General features: G+C 39.1%; 20 protein-coding genes. All 20 read left to right on the top strand.

Features of this window, described 5'->3' with window-relative positions; genetic code table 11:
• A partial coding sequence (locus tag HJV72_RS17970; protein WP_208073082.1) for a L,D-transpeptidase family protein occupies positions 1 to 1,154 on the top strand: 1,154 nt, incomplete at its 5' end.
• Between the two features lie 168 nt (positions 1,155 to 1,322).
• Positions 1,323 to 2,423, top strand: coding sequence for a glycosyltransferase family 4 protein (locus HJV72_RS17965; protein ID WP_208073080.1), 1,101 nt, complete (start codon positions 1,323 to 1,325; stop codon positions 2,421 to 2,423).
• Positions 2,424 to 2,443: 20 nt separating this feature from the next.
• Positions 2,444 to 3,058 (top strand): imidazole glycerol phosphate synthase subunit HisH, encoded by a 615-nt coding sequence (hisH, locus tag HJV72_RS17960; RefSeq protein ID WP_208073078.1) that lies wholly within the window; start codon positions 2,444 to 2,446, stop codon positions 3,056 to 3,058.
• A 2-nt stretch (positions 3,059 to 3,060) separates the two neighbouring features.
• Positions 3,061 to 3,837, top strand: coding sequence for an AglZ/HisF2 family acetamidino modification protein (locus HJV72_RS17955; protein WP_208073076.1), 777 nt, complete (start codon positions 3,061 to 3,063; stop codon positions 3,835 to 3,837).
• Positions 3,830 to 4,945, top strand: a complete 1,116-nt coding sequence (locus tag HJV72_RS17950) for an N-acetyl sugar amidotransferase (RefSeq protein WP_208073074.1) — start codon at positions 3,830 to 3,832, stop codon at positions 4,943 to 4,945. Before HJV72_RS17955 ends, HJV72_RS17950 begins: the two co-directional genes overlap by 8 nt.
• Positions 4,946 to 4,975: 30 nt before the next feature.
• Positions 4,976 to 6,124: a glycosyltransferase gene (locus HJV72_RS17945; protein ID WP_208073072.1), complete on the top strand. Its 1,149-nt coding sequence runs from the start codon at positions 4,976 to 4,978 to the stop codon at positions 6,122 to 6,124.
• A gap of 16 nt (positions 6,125 to 6,140) precedes the next feature.
• Entirely contained in the window at positions 6,141 to 7,460 is a 1,320-nt protein-coding gene (locus HJV72_RS17940) for a hypothetical protein (protein ID WP_208073070.1), read from the top strand.
• A 32-nt stretch (positions 7,461 to 7,492) separates the two neighbouring features.
• The gene (locus tag HJV72_RS17935; RefSeq protein WP_132279325.1) at positions 7,493 to 8,806 is read left to right on the top strand and encodes a nucleotide sugar dehydrogenase; all 1,314 of its coding nucleotides are present in this window, start codon (positions 7,493 to 7,495) and stop codon (positions 8,804 to 8,806) included.
• Between the two features lie 13 nt (positions 8,807 to 8,819).
• Positions 8,820 to 9,893, top strand: a complete 1,074-nt coding sequence (locus tag HJV72_RS17930; protein WP_208073068.1) for a Gfo/Idh/MocA family protein — start codon at positions 8,820 to 8,822, stop codon at positions 9,891 to 9,893.
• A complete protein-coding gene (locus tag HJV72_RS17925; protein ID WP_208073065.1) occupies positions 9,893 to 10,432 on the top strand; it encodes an acyltransferase in 540 nt (179 codons plus the stop codon). The genes HJV72_RS17930 and HJV72_RS17925 overlap by 1 nt, the downstream gene beginning before the upstream one ends.
• Before the next feature lie 13 nt (positions 10,433 to 10,445).
• The gene (locus HJV72_RS17920; RefSeq protein WP_208073063.1) at positions 10,446 to 11,795 is read left to right on the top strand and encodes an oligosaccharide flippase family protein; all 1,350 of its coding nucleotides are present in this window, start codon (positions 10,446 to 10,448) and stop codon (positions 11,793 to 11,795) included.
• Between the two features lie 21 nt (positions 11,796 to 11,816).
• Complete coding sequence (locus tag HJV72_RS17915) at positions 11,817 to 12,365, top strand: GNAT family N-acetyltransferase (protein ID WP_208073062.1); 549 nt, start codon at positions 11,817 to 11,819, stop codon at positions 12,363 to 12,365.
• The gene (locus tag HJV72_RS17910; RefSeq protein ID WP_208073059.1) at positions 12,344 to 13,336 is read left to right on the top strand and encodes a methicillin resistance protein; all 993 of its coding nucleotides are present in this window, start codon (positions 12,344 to 12,346) and stop codon (positions 13,334 to 13,336) included. Before HJV72_RS17915 ends, HJV72_RS17910 begins: the two co-directional genes overlap by 22 nt.
• A 5-nt stretch (positions 13,337 to 13,341) precedes the next feature.
• The gene (locus tag HJV72_RS17905; RefSeq protein ID WP_208073057.1) at positions 13,342 to 14,640 is read left to right on the top strand and encodes a polysaccharide deacetylase family protein; all 1,299 of its coding nucleotides are present in this window, start codon (positions 13,342 to 13,344) and stop codon (positions 14,638 to 14,640) included.
• A gap of 9 nt (positions 14,641 to 14,649) precedes the next feature.
• Positions 14,650 to 15,777 carry a DegT/DnrJ/EryC1/StrS family aminotransferase gene (locus tag HJV72_RS17900; RefSeq protein ID WP_208073055.1) on the top strand — a complete coding sequence of 376 codons (1,128 nt, stop codon included), beginning with the start codon at positions 14,650 to 14,652 and terminating at the stop codon, positions 15,775 to 15,777.
• A 25-nt stretch (positions 15,778 to 15,802) separates the two neighbouring features.
• Entirely contained in the window at positions 15,803 to 16,888 is a 1,086-nt protein-coding gene (locus HJV72_RS17895) for a hypothetical protein (protein ID WP_208073053.1), read from the top strand.
• A gap of 18 nt (positions 16,889 to 16,906) precedes the next feature.
• The gene (locus HJV72_RS17890) at positions 16,907 to 18,355 is read left to right on the top strand and encodes an O-antigen polysaccharide polymerase Wzy family protein (RefSeq protein ID WP_208073051.1); all 1,449 of its coding nucleotides are present in this window, start codon (positions 16,907 to 16,909) and stop codon (positions 18,353 to 18,355) included.
• Between the two features lie 13 nt (positions 18,356 to 18,368).
• Positions 18,369 to 19,145: a hypothetical protein gene (locus HJV72_RS17885; protein WP_208073049.1), complete on the top strand. Its 777-nt coding sequence runs from the start codon at positions 18,369 to 18,371 to the stop codon at positions 19,143 to 19,145.
• Position 19,146: 1 nt separating this feature from the next.
• The gene (locus HJV72_RS17880; protein WP_208073047.1) at positions 19,147 to 19,524 is read left to right on the top strand and encodes a hypothetical protein; all 378 of its coding nucleotides are present in this window, start codon (positions 19,147 to 19,149) and stop codon (positions 19,522 to 19,524) included.
• Positions 19,525 to 19,562: 38 nt separating this feature from the next.
• Positions 19,563 to 20,252 (top strand): hypothetical protein (locus HJV72_RS17875; RefSeq protein ID WP_208073045.1); only part of this gene is annotated, 690 nt, incomplete at its 3' end.

Raw genomic sequence — 20,252 nt, 5'->3', positions numbered from 1 at the left:
GCACAAATGGCTGGCTGTATACGGGAGGTCATTATTATTTCTGCGGAGGAGACGGGGGAGTCTTAAAAGGATTTCAGACGATAAGCGGAAAGAGATACTATTTTGATGCGGATGGAATCCGCCAGACAAGGTGGATAGAACAAAATGGTAAAAAATATTTTGGAATGGAAGACGGAAGCCTGCGCACAAATGGCTGGCTGTATACGGGAGGTCATTATTATTTCTGCGGAGGAGACGGAGCAGCTCTGAAGGGATTTCAGACTGTAAGTGGGAAGAGATATTACTTTAATGCAGAAGGTATTCGACAGTCGAGATGGATAACGGTAAATGGAAACACTTACTTTGCAATGGAAGACGGAAGTCTTAGGAAAGGCTGGCTTTACGCAGACAGCAATAATTATTTCTGCAACTCAGCATATGTAGTGGTCAAAGGTAATTATGCCATAGATGGAGTTGCTTACTCTTTTGATCAGAAGGGTGCAATGATAAAAAAGAGCGGATGGGGAGAATATAAGGGGAACAAATATTATTTCAATCCGGCTACCGGCTTCCCATACAAGAATCAGTGGGTATCTTTTGGTTCCACGCAATATTATGCTAATTCTAAGGGACATATGGTCAGCGGTTTTTATACGATTGGCGGCAAACTGTATTACTTTTATCCTGATTCGAAGATAATGGCGAGAAATACGACGATTAATGGTTATCAAATCGGTTCCAATGGTGTTGCAGTGCCTACTCGTATGGCCCGTATGTACAGTATGGCCCAGGGATACTCCAGTACCACCCCATATCTGATAATGGTTGACAGGGCTTCCCACAAAGTAGGTGTGTTCAAAGGGGGCAAGGGTTTGTGGAATAATCTGTACTATTGGGACTGCGCAGATGGAGCTCCGTCTACGCCTACAGTGGGAGGAATATTCAAGGTAGGGATGAAAGGGTATTATTTTGATTCCGGCTCTGCGAGGTGTTTCTGGTATACTCAGTTTTATGGCAACTATCTTTTTCATACTGTTTTATGCTATAAAAATGGAAGCATTATGGATGGACGTGTAGGTATGGCATTATCTCATGGATGTGTAAGGCTCCAGATTCCGAATGCAAAATGGATATATGATAACATTCCGAAAGGTACAACTGTTGTTGTATATTAAATAAAAACTATGGGGGAGGGTGCGAAGCTGTACCTCCCCCCTTTATATGCGAAAATCTATTAAGTATCACATAAAGATTGTATTTGTGGAAAAAATTTGTTATTATGTAACAGGTGTAAAAAAATGTAACAATTTGAAATAATCAGCGGTATAAGGAGGCATAAACGAATGGGTATAAAACGGGTCTGCCATATGACAAGTGCACATGACAGCAGAGATGTAAGGATTTTTCATAAAGAGTGTGTATCACTGGCAAAAGCAGGGTATGATACTATTCTAGTGGTACCGGGCAAATCATTTGACAGGGATAATGTAAAAGTCAAAGGAGTAACGAAAAAGTCCAACAGCCGTTTATACCGTATGTTATTTATGTCGCACCTTGTGTACAAAGAAGCGTTGGCAGTAAATGCGGATATATATCATTTTCATGATCCGGAATTGCTTCCATATGCCTTAAAATTAAAAAAGAAAAATAAAATAGTTGTATATGACAGCCATGAGGATGTTCCCAGACAAATATTGGCGAAGACTTGGATCCCGTTGAAGATGCGGACTTTTGTGTCAAAAACATATGAACAATATGAGAAACGAATTGCAGGGAAGCTGGACTATATTGTAACGGCGACAGACCATATTGCTAATATATTTAGTAAATATGGATGTAAGGCAGGATCTGTCAAGAATTATCCGTTGTTATCAGATATTCAATGCAAGAATGATGATTATGCGAAGCGAGAAAGAATCTTGTGCTATGCAGGAGGAATAACGGAGCAGAGGGGTATCACGCAACTGGTTAAGGTGATGGAGCATATTGATGCAGAACTTCAGATTGCGGGGGCTATAAATCAGGAGTATAAGAAGGAGCTTGAGCGGCTGCCGGGATGGAAAAAGGTAAAGCTACTCGGATATTTAAGCCGTTCCGAGATAAATGACCTATATAATAGAAGCCTGATAGGCTTGGTAGTATTAAAAAATACGCCTAACCACAGAAAAGCGCTTCCTATTAAAATGTTTGAATACATGGCAGCGGGAATACCGATTGTAGCGTCTGACTTTAAAGTGTGGAAGAACATTATCGAAAGCAGTGAATGTGGTATTTCAGTGAATCCCGAAAATGTAAAAGAAATTGAAGGTGCCGTAAACAAGCTGCTTGCGGATAGAGAAATGTCATATGAATTAGGCAAGAATGGACGTGAGGCAATCTGCAGAGAATATAACTGGGGCATAGAAGAAAAGAAACTGGTTGATATATATTCTAAATTAGCATAATGAGCAGGGGAGAGGACAGCATGATTGCAGTACTTGACTATGGGATAGGTAATCTCGGTTCCATAAAAAACATGTTAAACAAAATTGGTGTAGAAACAGTTATAACTGACAGCATTAAAGAAATAGAACAAGCTGATAAGCTCATTCTACCTGGTGTGGGTTCCTTTGATAATGGCATGAGATGTCTTCGCGAAAAAGAATTTGATAAGGTAATACTTGAGCAGGCATGTGATAAAAAGAAACCGATACTGGGCATATGCCTGGGAATGCAGATGTTAGGAAGAAAGAGCGAAGAGGGCGAAGAAAAAGGATTAGACTTAATTCCGTTTGATAATAAAAGATTCAGCTTTGCGGATGATGGCTTGAAAGTTCCTCATATGGGCTGGAATTATGTTGATATAATTAACAGAGAAAATAATCTGGTAAAGGATATAGAGGATAAGCAAAGATATTATTTTGTACATTCATATCATGCTGTCTGCGATTCCAGAGCAAATGTACTGATGACATGTGATTACGGATATGAATTTGCAGCAGCAGTATTTAATGGCAATATTTACGGAACACAATTCCATCCTGAAAAAAGCCATATATTCGGAATGAAATTATTAGAAAATTTTTCGAAAGAGTGTTGATAATGTATAATAGACCGAGAGTAATTCCCTGTCTTCTGCTACTGGAGCAGGGATTAGTAAAGACGACAAAATTTAAAAATCCAAATTATCTGGGCGATCCAATCAATGCAGTCCGTATATTTAATGAAAAAGGCGTGGATGAATTATGTCTGCTTGATATTGGGGCCGCGAAAAGCGGTGGTAGCCCGGATTTTGACTACCTTAAGAACATAGCCTCTGAAGCATTTATGCCATTGAGTTATGGAGGTGGTATTACTGACTTGAATCAGATTAAAGAATTGTTTGCTATTGGTTTTGAGAAAGTTATAATTAATTCCGCAATAAACAAAGATGACTCGTTGTTGAAAAAGGCGGTGGAATATGCGGGGAGCCAGAGTGTCGTGGCGTCAATAGATGCAAAGAGAGAGTTATTTGGAAAATACTCATGCTTTATAGACGGAGGGAACACAAAGATAAAAGTGTCTCCTGCAAAGCTGGCAAAGCATTATGAACAATCAGGTGCTGGTGAGATAATTATTAATTCTATTGATAATGATGGTTTGATGCAGGGGTATGACATCGATTTGATTCGCCAAGTCACTGAGACGGTTAATATTCCAGTAGTTGCCTGCGGCGGCGCAGGGGGGGTGCCTGACTTAAAGATGGCTTTGGAGAAGGGGGGAGCCCATGCAGTATCAGCCGGCAGTATGTTTGTATATTTTGGCAGAAAAAAAGCAGTGCTGATTAATGTACCCGAAGAAAGTGAATTATATAAAGAAGGAGTTTATTGTGATGAGTAAATATCAGATTTGTACAAGGTGTATAATGGACACATCAGATCCAAAAATTTATTTTGATGACAATGGAGTTTGCAATCATTGTCATAGATTTGATGCTAATGAGGAACTATATGGATATCGTGAGGGAAGCAGCGATGAAAAGCTGAAGCGTTTAGTTGCCCAGATGAAGAAAGACGGACAGGGAAAAGAATATGACTGTATACTGGGAATCTCCGGCGGAGTAGACAGTGCATATATGGCTTATCTCACTAAAAAACTGAATCTTCGGGTGCTGGCTGTCCATGTTGACGCGGGATGGAACAGCGATGTTGCCGTAAAGAATATTAAAAAGATGTGCGAAAAATTGAAAATAGATCTGCACACTGTAGTTATTGATTGGCCGACTATGAAGGAGCTGCAGAGAGCATACATGTTCTCCGGCCTGGCCAATCTGGACGTTCCTCAGGATCATGTTTTTCTTGCAGCTATGTATAACTATGCTTCTAAGTGCCATGTAAAATATATGCTGAATGGCAGCAATGTTGCTACGGAAGGCGTATCGCCGGTGGCTTGGGGATATACTGCAACAGATTATGCCAACATAAAGAGCGTGTATAAGAAATACGGACGGGGAAAGAGCTTAAAGAAATATCCGCATTTTGGAGTGCTGAAGTATCTAAAGTATCAGTCTGAAATTGTCAGGGTAGATTTGCTTAATTACGTGCCTTATTCTAAAAAAGAGGCAATGGAAACACTGGAAAGGGAGTTCGGCTGGGAATATTATGGCGGAAAGCATTATGAATCCAGATTCACTAAATTCTTTCAGGGGTATTTCCTGCCACAGAGATTTGGCTACGATAAAAAGCGTTCTCATCTGTCTAGTCTGGTATTGGGTGGTGAGATGACAAGAGAAGAAGCACTGGAAGCTATGAAGGATGATTCGGATTATACAGAAGCCGAGATGATGGAGGATAAGGAATACATACTTAAAAAGCTTGATATTTCTGATTCCGAGTGGGAAAGTATAATGAAGGGTCAAAAGAAGACGGAGGATATGTATCACTCCAGGAAAAAAATGCTGGCATTCCTTCGCATGGTAAAGAGAAAGATTAAAGTGTTAAAAGGCTAAACGTTGCTGGAAGATTCAGGAAGATAAGTGATGAAGAATATAAAAATATTAGCTATCAATCCATACGAGACAATACAATATTATGAAAACCGCCCAATGGAAGAGGCCCGGTTTTTTAAGGCGCATGGCTACAATGTGGAGACAATCCTGATGGAGAGGAAAGTGGCGGGAAAGAAAGTAACTGCTAATAAAATAGCAGATATAAATACCCTGCATTTCATATGCAAAGATGACAAACTGATATCCAGACTCTCAAAAGGCAGAATAGGAAATGTATTAAAAAAAGTAGTATATATTGGATGGTATATGCGCTATATATTATGGCTGAGGAATTATTTGAGAAGTGAGAAAACGGACAGCCTTATCTGCCATAATATTGAGATGGCTTTGGCGGGAGTATGGGCCGGCAGAAAAAAAGTTGATAATATCGTATTTGTAATGAGAGAAATGTACGAGGGACAAAGTACACAGGCATTGAAGAACAGGGTTGTCAAACTGGTAAGTGGCTATGTTCAGAACCGCAGTGATTTCCTCGTACATGTCGTGCCCAAACAGATGGAGTATACATCGGAAAGAAATAAAAACAAAGTATTATATATACCCAATTATCCCAAGGAAGAGATTTATAACAAAATTGTTCATAAAAAAAGCGATATAATCAGAATTAATTATATCGGTTCCGTAAGAGACGTTAAGTCGCTTAAGATGCTGATGGATGCAGCGCAGGGGCTGAAAGGCATTAGAATTGGGATTCATGGAATGGGCGAGGCTTATGAAAAACTAAAGAGCATTGAACACGCTTATGAGAACGTTGACATAACAGGTTATTATAATTACGCGGAGGATACGGAAAAGCTGTTTGCAGATACGGATATAATTTACTGCGCATATAATATTGAAGTACCAAACTGGAGGGCGGCATATCCTATTAAGCTGTATGAAGCCATTGCGACGGGAATTCCAGTTATTTTGTGCAAAGGGATGGCGCCGGAGAGGTTCGTGATATCGAACGGCTGTGGATTTGTATTTGACTATAATGTTGAAAGCTTAAGGGAGCTGTTATCAGAGATAGTTGAAAAGAAAGAACTGCTTCTGGAGAAACAGATGGGCGCACAGAATCTAAAGGGAAAATATACCTGGAACAATGTGGTCCGGGAATATTTGAAAGCCCTTGAATAGACGGGAGGCAGTGAACGTGTATCAGAAGCAGCAGGGAAATAAAAACTTGACAAATACTATGTTATTGCTGATAATAATGCTGATATATAAACTTGCTTTAGAATTGGGTTTTTGGTTCTTGCTCTCAAAAGCATATGGAGGCCTGGGAGTATATAGATATGACTTTAGTCTGGGGAAATATTTGTTGGGCTTTTTCTGGTGCTTTTTGCTTTTTGCCATGATTAGACATGATATAAGAAAACCGTCTGTCTTTTTTTTGGAACTTGAATATTTTATGGCGATTATACCAATTACGGTTATCTTTGCATTCAGTAATGAAAACATCTTGTACTATACAGCCGTCTGTTCCAGTTTTGCCGCGGCGGAAATCGTCGTATGGATGGGAAGGGATATAGTAATACCAAAAATAAATCTGGCAAGCAAGGCCATCATTATAGCATTCTATCTTATAACTATTATTGTATATATTACGATTGTACTGCAGAATGGAATGTTTAGTTTAAAAGCACTTGATATATATGAAGTATATTCGGTAAGAAGCGACTTCCAATTAAACAAGTATGTAGGGTATCTGTTCAACTGGCAGTATATGATAATAACCCCGTTTCTTATTGTCAGAGCAATAGGCAGAAAGAAGTATTTAACTGTGATTACACTATGCGGCTTGCAATTCCTGGCTTATCTCTATGCTGCTCAGAAAAGTATATTGTTTGTTATACCGCTTGTTGTAGGAATTGCTATTGTTTCTAACTTGAAAAGTTTTAATAAGCTGGCATTTTGTGGACTGTCAATCGGTACTGTATTAGTAACATCACTTGGATTCAAGTTGAATTTTTTTTATCAGCTTTATGATTTGTTTGTCAGAAGAGTGCTTATTCTGTCGGCAAACTTAAAATTTATATATTATGATTATTTCTCGACACATACATTGATAGGACTCGCAGGTACGTTGTGGGGAAAATTTCTGGGCATAGAATTCCCATATAAAGAGCGTATTGGAATCATTATATCCACAGAATATTTTAATAAACCAGAGATGAATTCCAATACAGGCTTTTGGGCAGAGGGGTATTATAGATTTGGGCTTTTCGGTATTCTGTTGGTAGGTATACTATTTGCGCTGCTAATCCTTGTGATTGATGAGTTTGCAAAATATAACGGATACTCTTTTGCGTTAGGAATCAGTTTTTTTGCGATATTTATATTAAATGATGGAGGTATTATAGATTCGATACTCTTTGGCCCGCTTACAGTTTTAATTTTTCTTTGTTTGTTCTATAATAAGGAAGATGATTTTAAAAAGATTAAATTTGACATGAAAAAAGATAACAGTTAATAGTTGCAAATAAAAATAGTTAGGAGAGAAGCATGAAACAGGAATTATTGAAGAAAATCGAAAAAAAAGAATTAACGGTAGGTGTTGTTGGTCTTGGGTATGTCGGCCTTCCTTTAGCTGTTGAAAAAGCTAAAGCTGGTTTTAAGACAATAGGTTTTGATGTCCAGGATGCCAAAGTTGAGATGGTTAATGCGGGACACAATTATATCGGTGACGTTGTGGATGATGACTTGAAAGAGCTCGTAGAGAGCGGCATGTTCAAAGCAACAACGGACTTCAGTTTTGTAAAGGACGTTGATTTTATTGCAATCTGCGTTCCAACTCCATTGGACGAGCATCAACAGCCGGATATCAGCTACGTCAAATCTTCGACAGAAGCGATAGCAAAATATTTAAAGAAGGGTACTATGGTAGTATTAGAGTCTACTACATACCCGGGTACAACTGAAGAACTCATAAGGCCTATATTGGAAGAGGGCTCTGGATTAAAATGTGAGGAAGACTTTTATCTGGGCTTTTCACCTGAAAGAGTAGATCCGGGTAATCTGATCTATAAGACAAAGAATACACCAAAAGTAGTAGGAGCTATCGGAAAAGATGCTACAGAGGTTATCGCCTCCATGTATCGTTCCGTGTTAGAGGGTGATGTCTGTGAAGTGTCATCTCCTGCAATTGCTGAGATGGAAAAGATATTGGAGAACACATACCGAAACATCAACATAGGGCTGGTAAATGAATTGACAATGCTGTGCCAGAAAATGGGTATCAGTATGTGGGAGGTTATTGACGCCGCTAAGACGAAGCCATATGGTTTCCAGGCATTTTACCCGGGTCCGGGTCTGGGAGGACACTGTATTCCGCTTGATCCTTATTATCTCACATGGAAAGCAAGAGAGTATGGTTTCCATACTTCCATGATAGAGAGTTCAATGATGATTAACGACAGGATGCCTGAATACTGTGTCGAGAGGGCCAGCAAGATTTTAAACCGGCACTCGAAGGCTATGAATGGGGCTAAAGTATTGGTATTAGGAGTAGCATATAAACAGGATATCGACGACTATCGTGAAAGCCCGGCTCTTAGGGTAATCGAAATACTTAAGAGAGAGAAGGCTGATGTGGAATTCTATGATCCGTGGGTAGCTGAATACAAATATAACGGCACTGTAAAAAAAGGCATTGAAAAGATATCTCCAGAGATAATAAAAGACTATGATCTGGTTATGATTACGACAGCTCATTCTAATGTGGATTATAAGATGGTACAGGAAAATGCAACCGCTGTATTTGATACAAAGAATGTTATGAAAAATGTAGAAAATAAAGAGAATGTAGAAATACTATAGGAGGACATATAAGATGAAATATGCACTGATTGGCTGTGGCCGTATTGCTACGAACCATGTGAAAGCGGTTGTAAATAATAACCTCGAGCTTGTCGCGGTATGTGATGTTATCCCCGAGCATATGGAGGAGCTGTTAGCGAAGCATGATTTACAGGGGGATGTGGGGATTAAGAGATATACTGATTATAAAAAACTTATTGAAGAAAATGAGATTGAATTAGCCGGAATTGCGACTGAAAGTGGGAATCATGCAGAAATTGCCCTTTATTGTATCGAGCATGGAATCAATGTCATTATTGAAAAACCGATGGCTATGAGTTTGGATGATGCAGAAGCGATAATTAAATTGTCGGACGAAAAAGGTGTAAAAGTATCTGCCTGCCATCAGAATCGTTTTAACGTAGCTGTTCAGGAATTGAGAAGAGCAGTAGAAGCAGGCCGGTTTGGCCGTATGTCACATGGGGCGATACACGTCAGATGGAACCGTAATAAAGGGTATTACACCCAGGCACCTTGGCGCGGGACATGGGCACAGGACGGCGGCGCATTGATGAATCAGTGTATACACGGTATAGATTTGCTGCGGTGGATGATGGGAGATGATATAGATGAGGTTTACGGAGTGACACGCCAGCAGTTCCACGATTATTTGGAGGCGGAAGATATTGGTATGGCTGTAGTCAAGTTTAAGAACGGAGCAGTTGCTACTGTCGAGGGAACTACGAATGTGTATCCGCAGAATCTGGAGGAAACGTTATACGTATTTGGAGAGAATGGTACAGTTAAGCTGGGAGGAAAATCAACCAACAACATCGATGTGTGGGATTTTGCAGACGAGACGGAGGAGGATAAAAAGAACAAAGGCCTTGAAGAGGAGACAAGCAATGTATATGGCAACGGACATACAAGCCTGTATGCAGATGTGATTGATGCAATTCAAAATGACAGAGAGCCCTATGTTAATGCACGTGCCGGTAAGAATGCACTGGAACTCGTTCTGGCAATCTATAAGAGTCAGAAGGAAGGTAAGCCGGTGAAGTTTCCGGTGGAACATTTTGCCAGCATCGATATGACAGGAGAGTTTTAATGAGTGCTTATTTCGTTCACGAAAGCAGTTATATAGATGAGGATGTTACAATAGGAGAAGGCACGAAAGTGTGGCATTTTTCTCATATCCAGAGTGGGGCCGTTATAGGAAAGAACTGCTCTTTTGGTCAGAATGTCAATATTTCTAATAATGTGAAAATTGGCAATGGTGTTAAAGTACAGAATAATGTTTCGATTTATGAAGGGGTGGAATTAGAGGACTACGTTTTTTGTGGTCCTTCTATGGTTTTTACCAATGATACTACTCCCAGAGCCAAATATCCGAAAGGTAATGCCGGCTACAAGAAGACTATCTTAAGAGAGGGAGCCACAGTTGGTGCCAATGCGACGATTGTCTGTGGGCATACAATAGGAAAATGGGCAATGATTGCTGCGGGAGCAGTTGTTACGAAAGATGTCCCGAACCATGCTCTTATGGCCGGAGTTCCTGCCAGACAGATTGGCTGGGTCTGCGAATGCGGAGAGGTACTGCCGGATAATCTTATCTGTCCGGTTTGCGGGAAAAAATTGGAGAGATAGAGGCAGTATATCTATGATAAAATTATATATTGAGAAGATAAAGAATTCTGATATATTAAAGAATATAGCCGTGCTTGCATCGGGAGTTGTTATTGGTTACGCAATTAATATGCTTCTTCTGCCTGTTATCAGCAGAATATTTACCCCATCTGAATTGGGTGAATATGATTTGATTTTAAGCAATGGAAATATCATATCCAGTTTTGTAACCATGGCTTTGCTGGTTGCGATTATGATACCAAAAGAGGATGATGAGGCGGTAAAAATCTGCAAGCTGATCAGAACGGCTAATTGTTTATTCCTTTTAGTAATCTTTGTCGGTATACTGATAATCTCTCCAAATATTCATATATTTAATGTTAAGGGAAATTATTACTTATCCGTAGTATTTTTGATTTTATATGTTTTGCTCTTTAATGAACAGAATGTTTATTATGCATTTGTTAACCGTAAGAAGATGTATAAGATATTGTTCTGGAATCCTATCCTTTCTGCAATAGCGAACTCTGGGTTTTCTATTGCATTGGGAGCAGCAGGGCTGGGTACAACAGGCTATATTATTGGAACATTATTGTCATATATTGTATGTATAATCCATATGCGCAGGAAAGTTAATCCATATGAGGGGCATGCTGGCTTAAAGGATTTAAAAGACACTCTTATCAGATATAAAGCCTATCCTCTCGTACAGATGCCCGCCAATATGGTGTCCATAGTTTCAGCTCAATTACCGATTCAGTTTCTGGGACGCATATTTGGAAGTGCTGCGTTAGGTGGATACACAATGGCATGCAAGATTCTCAGCGTACCCGTAACCTTACTTGCTACACCTGTAAATCGTGTATATTACAGAGAAGCTGCCGATAGGTACAGCAGAGGCGAAGACATCGGTAGCTTGTGCTTTGACATGGTGGAGAAGAATATAAAACTCGCAGTAATACCTATAGGAATCCTTGTAGTAGCAGGTAAGCAGATAGTTGAATTTGTATTAGGTCCTGCATGGGCTGTCTCAGGAGTATATATCACGGCCCTGGGGTTTCTGTATTTACTGAAGTATTGTTCGGCGTGTATATCCGGGACCTTTGTAATTGTGGAAAAACAGAAGCTGGCATTAATTTGTTCAATCTATTCATTATTGCAGTACATTTTATGTTTTGTAATAGCAAGAGTATTAAGCCTGACGGTAGTACAAACAGTAATTTTTTATGCGTTCTGTGATGGTATCTGTAATTTTGTGAATATTTTTTTGTGTATAAAGACTACGCAGTTTAGTATGAAAAGATTCGCCGTCTTTGTGGCAAAATATATAGTCGGAAGTTCGGTGGTCATCTATGGCATTTACTTTTTGGTGTCACAGCTTTAGTATCGAAAGTGGGATATCGTTATGAGTATAATGAAAAAAATAAACAAATACCTGCCTCATATAAAAGGAGGTATATTATTTTATCTCGACCAGGGGACGAAAGTAGAAGTTGATTCTAATTTAAAATCTCGTCTCAGGATAGAGATGGTTACAAATCATATGTGTAAAGATGTCTGTGCTGTGAGAAATAAGAATGTTCAGTATGCGTTTGAAAATATGGTTAGCAAAGGACAAGTATGTGTATTTGCTTATGTGGACGGCAAGATGGCGGGACATGCTGCGTGTGTGTTGCCGCAAAATATTGAAGGGGCTTTCAGGGTAAAAAATAGTGCGTATATACACTATTGCTATGTTGATTCAAAGTACAGGGGCAATAATATATATCCGTTAATGTTAAAGTCCTTGATTGAGAGATGCAGTACTGACAAAGATATTACGAGCTTCACTATAACAACATCCTTTGATAATAGACCTTCTCAGCTCGGTTTGAAAAAAGTGGGATTTAGTTATTTAAAAAGATATTATTATGTAGAATGGTGGAAATTTAAATGGAAAAAAATAACAGTTTAAATCTTAGTAATAAAGAAAAATACAAAAAGTTTTGTACAAAAGAAAGAGTTAATATTTTTCAAAAGCCATTTTGGATGGATGCAGTTTGCGGAGAAGATAATTGGGATGTTGTTTTAGTAGAGAAAGGTGGACAAATAGCAGGTTGTCTGGTTTATGCTTTTATACGATTAGGCAATAAAATAAGGGTCATACAGCCTAAGTTTACTCAGTCTAGTGGAGTGATAATATCGTACCCGCAGAATCAAAACTATGAAAGAAAACTGTCTTATGAAAAAGAGATAATGAAAAAGCTGATTGAGCAGCTTGAAAGTAAAAATTTAATCAGCTATTTACAAACGCAAGATTATAGAGTAACTAATTGGCTTCCTTTTTATTGGAAAGGTTATAGACAGACAACCTTTTATTCATATCGTATCATGGATATATCAAATGTTGATGTAGTGTTTGACAGTTTTTCTTCATCTAAAAGGAAACAGATACGCCATGCCTCAAAATGTGGAGTTAAGGTTAGAGAAAATTTGTCAGCTAAAGATTTTTATGAATTGCATAAAAAGAGTCTACTATTGAGTGGCACTGACATATCATATTCATTTTGCTTGTTTGAAAAAATTTATAATGCAGCATATGAAAATAATTCTGGACAGGCAATTTATGCTGAAGATATTGATGGAAATATAAAAGCTGCTGTGTTTTGTATTTGGGACGATGAATGTGCATTTGATTTGATTTCAGCTATTTACCCTGATTTTAGAAGTAGTGGTGCTCTGACACTTTTAGTATTTGAAATGATAAAGAGGTTGACTGGCAGGGTAAAGAGTTTTGATATGGAAGGCAGTATGATTGAAAGTGTAGAAGATTCATTTAGTAAATTAGGAACGAGACAATTGCCTTATTTTAAATTAGAAAAAGAATTTGTTTCTCCGGTGAAGTTACTATATTATAAAATATTAAACAGGTTTAAACAAGTGTGAATGTAATGAAAACTAAAATTATAGATTATGTCATAAAGTTCCTTCTGGGTCCGCAAAATGATGAGCTGTCCCGATATATTTCATATGGTGAGGACGGTGGAAGAGTAGTAATCAAGGAGTCTGGTTTTTTTAAGCCGGATACTTATATGACTGAAAACAGCTTACCTTCATTTCCTTTAAAGGAAATGAAAGGTTTACCTATCTTATTTGGTGATGATACGATAGAGAAAAAAGATAATAAGATTGTACTGGGCGCAGATATCATCGCATCGGCTTTTTTTATGATTACGAGATATGAGGAATATGTCCGGACAGATAACAGGGATGGACATGGCCGGTATCTGGGTAAGGGATCGGTTTTATATAAAGCCGGCTGTCTGGAACGTCCTTTGGTTGATGAATATGGAAATCTATTGAGAACATGTCTTGCAGAACTGGGCATTCCCGTTAGAAGGGCTAAGAAAGGATTTGAACGTATATATCTCACCCATGACGTTGATCAGATATGGCAATGGAAAGATTTATTCAGTGCGATGAAGACTATGGCAAAACGGGTCGTATTAAATAAAAGCAATAAAACAGAAAGTATCAAGGCGCGGTTAAATTATAAAAAATATGACTCTATATATACATTTCCATGGCTTTTAAAGATGGATAATTCGGTACAGAGCCTGACAGAAAAGTGCAAATGTGTTTATTTCATAATGGGGTGCGGACATTCGCAGAGAGACTTTGGGTACATTGACAAAGAAAAAGATGTAAAAGATTTTGTGAATTATGTAGAAAATAACGGTGCCACTGTCGGCATTCATATCAGTTATGAGGCAGGTAAAGCACCGGAGAATATAAAAAAGGAGAAGGAGAGGATTGAGGGAATCTGCAATCATGAAATAACCTTAAACAGATATCACTATCTGGCCAGCAGACATCCTCTCGAATTTAAACATTTAGTACGATTTGGTATAACGGATGACTTTACAATGGGCTTCGCAGATGCTGCCGGATTCAGGTTAGGAACCTGCAGAGCCGTGAAATGGATTGATCTTAATGAAGAAGAAATAACACCCTTAACCTTACACCCTATGACCGTGATGGAGGTTACGTTAGATGGCAGTGAATATATGGGATTAACGGAAGAGGAAGCTTATAAAAAGGTGTGCAGGCTGCTGGACCACGTATATGTATATAATGGCGAGGCCGTTTTACTTTGGCATAATTCTACAGTATCAGCAGCCAGTGAGGGATATCAAAGAAGGCTCTATGAAAAAACATTGCTTTATCTTAAAAGCAGGATTAAAAATTAGGAGGTTTTTATGGAATTCAGAGATTTAAAAAGCCAGTATAAACATTTAGAGGGCGAAATTAACGAAGCAGTTGGAAAAGTAATGGCAGACTGCAATTTTATTAATGGAAAACAGGTGCAGGAACTGGAAGGCAAACTGGCAGACTACGTAGGCGTAAAGCATTGTGTAACATGTGGGAATGGTACGGATGCTCTGACAATGATGATGATGGCATGGGACATCAGACCACTTGATGCGGTATTTGTTCCTGATTTTACCTTTTTTGCTTCTGGTGAGGTGGTATCTTTTGAGGGGGCGACACCGGTATTTTATGACGTTCATAAAGATACATTTAATGCAGATGCCAAATCGCTTGAAAGAGCTATACAGGCAGTATTGGAAGAGGGCAGGCTTACTCCGAGAGCAGTCATCGGGGTTGACCTTTTTGGACAGCCTGCAGATTACAAAGCACTGAAAGCTGTGGCCGATAAATATGACCTTTTGCTGCTTGAAGATGCGGCACAGGGGTTTGGCGGAAGTATAGACGGGCAGAGGGCTGGCAGCTTTGGTGATGCTGCGACGACCTCATTCTTTCCTGCTAAGCCGCTTGGCTGTTATGGTGACGGTGGTGCTATATTCACAAATGATGATGAAGTGGCAGAATATCTCAAATCTGTCAGAGTGCACGGAAAAGGCACCAAGGGCAAATATGACAATGTAAGAATCGGATGGAACTCAAGATTGGACACGTTGCAGGCAGCAGTTTTACAGGTGAAATTAAAAGCTTTTATTGAATATGAGCTGGAAGCTGTAAACAAGGTGGCGGAGTGCTATACGGAGCTGCTTAAAGATGTTGTTCCAACGCCGGTCGTACCGGAAGGCTTTTATTCCAGCTGGGCACAGTATACGATACGGTTCAGTGATGAGGCAGAAAGGGTAAAGGTGCAGGATGCGCTTAAAAGTGCAGGGATTCCTACAATGATTTATTATCCGAAGGCGATGAGTGCACAGCAGGCATTCGCTGAAGACAAACAGTACATAGATAACCTTAATACACGGGAATTATGTACTACAGTATTATCCTTGCCAATGCATCCGTACTTAAATGAGGCAGATATACGCATTATTGCGGATGCAGTAAAAAGAGCACTGGCTTAAAATATACCATCAAATGGAGGATAAAATGGAAACTCAGCACAACAATGAAATAATAATTACGTGGGAGAAGTTCCGTGACAATATTAGACGCTTCTGGTGGATTATTCTGGCTGCTGTCCTGATAGGAGCGGTGCTAGCCCTCTCTACAAGCACATCTGGAAAAATAGTGCCTGATGACAGCTATATGGCGGAAAGCGTCTTCTATTTGAAATCATCAGACAGCGGAGCGCAAAATAATAAGGAAGCGCTGAATAATTACGTTGATGCATACAGAGAAAACAGTCTTGAATCTTCAGGAGAGGCCAGATTAAAGACTTTAGTCAATCTAATGAGTACCGAGGGGGTTAAGCAGGAGATTGTACAGACGATGGCAGAGCGGGGCTTTGACGATTACAAATTTGATGATGGTCAAGTGGAGCTTATACCAGAAGAAAGGCTGTTGAATGTTACCATAAAGGGAGAATCTGAAGAAGAGACTCTAGCGGTGGCTGAAATATATTCGACAGTGATACAGACCAAGATTACAGAAATGTCAGATGATTTAGAAGTGGTCATGTTACAGGAGCCTTCAGAGAATGTTAGAGTGGAGCATGCATCTGTACCAGGTCAATCGACATCTGTTATGAAATTGGCCTTTATATTTGCCCTCTCTCTTATTGCAGCGCTTATTGCACTCTTTATATGCTCCCTGTGGGACAAACGGTTCAGAAATAAAAATGAAGTACCGGTACTACGAGAGATTCCGCTATTGGGGCAGATTAAAAGCGGAAAGTTCAGGAATGATAGTCTGGATATGACTACGTTCTTACTCAGCCGTTTTGTAGAAAAGCAGGGTTTGCATAGCTGCGCTGTAGTTGGGGTGGGAACGAAAAAGATTACGGCAGATTTGCTAGAGCGGCTGGCAGGTGGGGCCAATAAAAATCTTTCAGATGAAAAATTAGCAGTTATACAAGATTCGGGTGATATGTATGTGGAGCTAGAAAGAAGTGGTATAAATGAGATAGTGTTGGCAATTGGCAAGGATGATGCTAAAATTGCAGAAGTAGAAGATACAGTAAATATTTTAAAAATAATGGATAAGAAAATAGTAGGTATCGTTTATGGATATTAATGGAGTTATGATTTTATTATGAAAAAATGTTTGCGGTATTCGGTATTGGTTTTGGGCATTATCTTTGCGATACTGGGCATTTGCCTGAAGTCGTATAGTTTTGCTCTCTTGTGTACAGTCGCATGTTTTTTAAACAATATTATATATTGTTCGGAAAACATAAAAAATAGAATATTTCTTCTCATGTTCCATATTATGATTTTGGTGTTTCTTCTGGGCAGACCAATTATTGAACTGTTTAGAGACCATGACTGGTGGAAAGAGTATGTAAAGGAATTTGGCAAAGACAGTCTGTTTTTTGCAATAAATGCTTTGACAATAAGTCTTATTGCGATGTTTGCAGGCGCTCTCCTGGCCGAACGGCATAAAAAGGAAAAGATACGAAATGTTATAATTGGCAGGAATACAGATTATATAGAAAAGTTTAGAAATAATCTTCAGATAATATCCGCTGTCATTTTCTATTTTTCCATGATTGCATTCCTTATGCTGGAAGTAGAGAAGCTTATATTTATGAGTGGAAGAGATTATGTGGATTACTATTCTTCTTTTGTAAGCCATGCGCCTTATATCATACATCTTATTGCCGGGTTTATGAAGTACAGCCTGTGCATTTTTCTTGGAACCTTTCCGGAAAAGAAGAAATGCTATTTACCTTTGGCCCTATATTTGATCTCAGCAATTCCCGGTCTCATAATTGGCGTTCGTAATCCGATTATGCTAAATGCGGTATTCATCTTCCTTTACTTCTTCATAAGGGATGCACTGCATGATAAAGATAAATGGCTTGGCAAACTGGAAAAAATGGCTATTGGTATAGGAACGCCAGCGGCACTTCTTTTTATGGGGGCATATTCCAGCATAAGAGTAGGCAACAGCAATATACCGAATGGAATTGGAAAGCTGTTTGTATCATTTTTTTATGGACAGGGGGTATCCTTTAAAGTTTTGAATATTGGATATTCCTGTATGGATATTTTACCGAACAGAATGGAAAAGAACTATACGTTCGGAGGATTTATTGATTACGTAACTCATGGGGCCATAGCACAGAAATTTTTCTCAGCTGAAGCGTTAGACAGTGGCAACAGTGTTAAAAATGCCATGTTGAGCAATAATCTTTCCCACAGCCTGGCATATGTATCAAAAGGAGATGAATATATAACCGGGCATGGCTGGGGCTCGTCGTATTTATTGGAAACCTTTATAGATTTTGGGTATTTGGGAATCGCAGTATATAGTTTACTTTTGGCATATATTCTAATAAAAGGTATGAGGATTATAAAGAAGAACTCCTTGACGGCAACCATATTTTTATTTATTCTAACACAGATATTTTTTGTTCCCAGAGCCGAGGCGACTGGGTTCTTAGATTTTACTATACAGATTGGTTTTTGGCTGGCAGTGGTAATCTGTTATCTATTGGCCGGCCTATGTTACAAGAAATATGAGTTTGTTAAAACATAACAGGAGGTGTGGAATGTTTGAACATTTTGGGTTAAAAGATGTATTTGTTGGTATATGGAAGTATAAATGGAAGATAATCATAGCCAGTGTGATAGGAACTGTCATAATCGCTGCCATATGTGCGCTGTTCCCTTTCAAAACGGAAAAGCTTGACCTGGACGTGGGAGATGTATCAGAGCTTCAGATGAGAACAGTTTCATTTTATCTGGACTATAAGGGCACTGGAGAATCAGTAACCGCAAAAAGTCTGAGTGCTGCATTTCTAGCGACAATGAATGACAAAGAATGTAGGGAATATACGGCAGATTTGGTGTTGGATAAATTTAGTAGGAAAGACATAGCTGGTTTTATGGGAAATGGTGTGACGGAAGAATCTGTAACAACGAATTCACTTGCTCAGTATGTGTTTTCAACAACTGATGAAGATAAGTTTGCAATTAAATTAACTGCAAGGACTTCAGACGAGGCGTTTACTGAAACTTTGTTAGACGCTTACATGTCCTGGTTTAAACAGGTGGCCGCCAACGCGGGAAGTCAAGTGAATGTTGTAGAGCTTTCAAGAAATGAACAAGTTGTTCCGATTGACAACAGCAATACAAAGACACTTATGGAAAAACAGCAGTGGAGCCTGACAAAGGTAGCTGCTCTTGCATTTGTTGTTTGTGCACTGCTTAGTGTAATTGGAGCGTTTTTCAAGATATTGTTTTCTCCTACGCTGAACAGAAAGAGTGATTTTGAGGCAGTCGGACTTACTGTTCTGGGAGAAATAAGTATCAAAGAAAGGAATTAATATGGGCGAGAAAAAATCGTATAAATTGACCAAAGAAGAGAAAGCCAAGGGCCAGATGGAATATGCCGCACAGTCAATTGTAGAGCAGGCCCGTATGAATGATTGGAAACAGATAGGCTTCACAACAAGTTCTAAATCTGACAGAGCTTTGAAGACCATTGCGGAGTGTGTGAAGGAACTAGGTAAAAAGGATGAATTTGAAACTCAGATTCTGGAGACGCTGACTCAGTATCCGAAGAATGTATTTGAAGCAGAAAAATGTGATACGGTTGTATTTGTTGAACGTTATGCATATTGCAAGTATTCAGAATTGGAAACATGTTTAGAACTAATGAAGAAACATAATGTTTCTGTTCTGGGAGTTATTACTTACAGATAGATGTTACTAGATAGTACGGTACAAAGAGGAAATTAAAGATGAAAAAATTAATATCGGGTTTTATAATTGCGGCATTATTGTTCAGCCAGATTAATGCCTTGGCATTAGCTGAGGAGGGGAATAATATAGACATTAATCATGATTATGATATCAATGAAGATGCAGATTTGAGTCTTGATAAGGATAATATAATCTATGAAGGCGAAACGGTTACCGCTAAAGTCGAATTAAAAAATACAGAAAATTACTATGAATATAGTTTTATACAAAAAGATGGGGATGCCGAATTATTGCAGGATTTCAGTGACAAAGACAGTTACAGTTTTAGTGCTGAAGGTGCAGGTATTCACACAATTCGTGTATTGCTGAAAGATGCGCAAGGGAATGTGACCATGCAGGAGATGGCTTATGAAGTTATTGCGGCAGAGGTATCTTCAGAGAGCGAAAGTGGTATTGAAAAAGAACAAAATGAGCAGGAAATCCAGAACCAGGAACCTGCAGCTACAGATAGCGATGATAATAATAATTCAGTCAGGAGGAGCACGCAAAGCATAGGTGTTCAGCCTGAAGGAAGGGCATTATTATCAATTGAAATAAATAGCAGCCAGCCCTCCATAGTTAATGCAGGGAATTCGGTGACGCTGACGGCAAAGGGAAGCGGCGGCTCAGGGGACTATGAGTACCGTTTTACGGAGACGTACAACGGAACGGTGACGACGGTGCAGGCA

This window comes from Extibacter sp. GGCC_0201 (assembly GCF_017566055.1).
Lineage (GTDB): Bacteria > Bacillota > Clostridia > Lachnospirales > Lachnospiraceae > Extibacter.
Note: the sequence above shows the minus strand (reverse complement) of the source record. Positions and strands in the feature narration are given on the sequence as shown.